The following is a 1,260-nucleotide window of genomic DNA, read 5'->3' on the forward strand; positions in this document are numbered from 1 at the left end:
CCTGGAAGGAACGCCACCATGACCAAGACAGAAGGTAAATCGACCAGCGCTGCCGTCAAAGACATTCTGCTTTCGAACCCGGAGGGGCTGCACGAAGTGATCCGTGCGGTAATGCAGGAGGTTCTCGAGGCCGAGATGGAGGAGGCGCTGGGTGCTTCGAAGGGCGAACGCACGCCTGAGCGCCTTGGGTATCGCTCGGGTTACTACGGCCGCACCCTGGTCACCCGGGTGGGCAAGCTTGAGCTGCGGGTTCCACAGGACCGGGCGGGTCACTTCTCCACCGAACTGTTCGAGCGCTACCAGCGTTCGGAGCGGGCCTTGGTGGCGACGCTTGCGGAGATGTATGTGCAGGGCGTGTCGACCCGCAAGGTCAAGGCGATCACGGAAGAGCTGTGCGGTCATGCGTTCTCGGCTTCGTCGATCTCGGCCATCAACAAGCGCTTGGACGAGAGCCTGAAGGCGTTTGCCGAACGACCGCTTCAGGAGCCATTCCCCTACCTCATTCTCGATGCCCGCTACGAGAAAGTGCGCGAAGCCGGCATCGTGATGAGCCAGGCGGTGCTGATCGCGGTCGGCATCGACTGGGACGGAAGGCGCCAGATCCTGGCCGTGGAGATGGCCAATCGCGAGAGCCGCTCGGCCTGGAAGGACTTCCTCGTCGGCTTGAAACGACGCGGTCTCAAGGGCGTCGAACTGGCCGTGTCCGACGACCATGCCGGCCTGGTCGCGGCGATCGGCGAGGTGATCCCGGAAGCAGCATGGCAGCGCTGCTACGTCCACTTCCTCAGGAACGCGCTCGATCACCTGCCCAGGAAGCACGGCGACGATTGTCTGCAGGAACTGCGCTGGCTCTACGACCGGCGCGATCTCGCCGAGGCCAAGGCCGATCTCGCCGCGTGGCTGTCCAAATGGTCCGCCCGCTACCCGCGGCTGACCACCTGGGCGGAAGAAGCCATAGAACAGACGCTGACTTTCTTCCGGCTGCCGCGTCAGCATCACAAGCACCTCAAGTCCACCAACATGCTTGAACGGCTCAACGAGGAAATCCGCCGGCGCACCTATGTCGTGCGCATCTTCCCGAACGCCGAAAGCTGCCTGCGCCTGGTCAGGGCGCTGGCCGTCGAAACCAACGAAAACTGGATGGAGGCCAACCGCTATATCAACATGGATGATCTGCGCGAGCACAAGAAGCTCGCTCTACGCCAAGCCGCATGACCAGTTTCATGATCGCCCATTTTGCAGAACTTGACGCACACAACC

The 1,260-nt window shown here is 62.4% G+C and carries 1 protein-coding gene; it reads left to right on the forward strand.

The window, feature by feature from the left end:
- The first annotated feature begins 18 nt into the window (after positions 1–18).
- Positions 19–1,215, forward strand: coding sequence for an IS256 family transposase (locus NKI15_RS31900; RefSeq protein WP_023700062.1), 1,197 nt, complete (start codon positions 19–21; stop codon positions 1,213–1,215).
- The last annotated feature ends 45 nt before the right edge of the window (positions 1,216–1,260 follow it).

Source organism: Mesorhizobium sp. M0862 (assembly GCF_040319795.1).
In the GTDB taxonomy this organism is placed as follows: domain Bacteria; phylum Pseudomonadota; class Alphaproteobacteria; order Rhizobiales; family Rhizobiaceae; genus Mesorhizobium.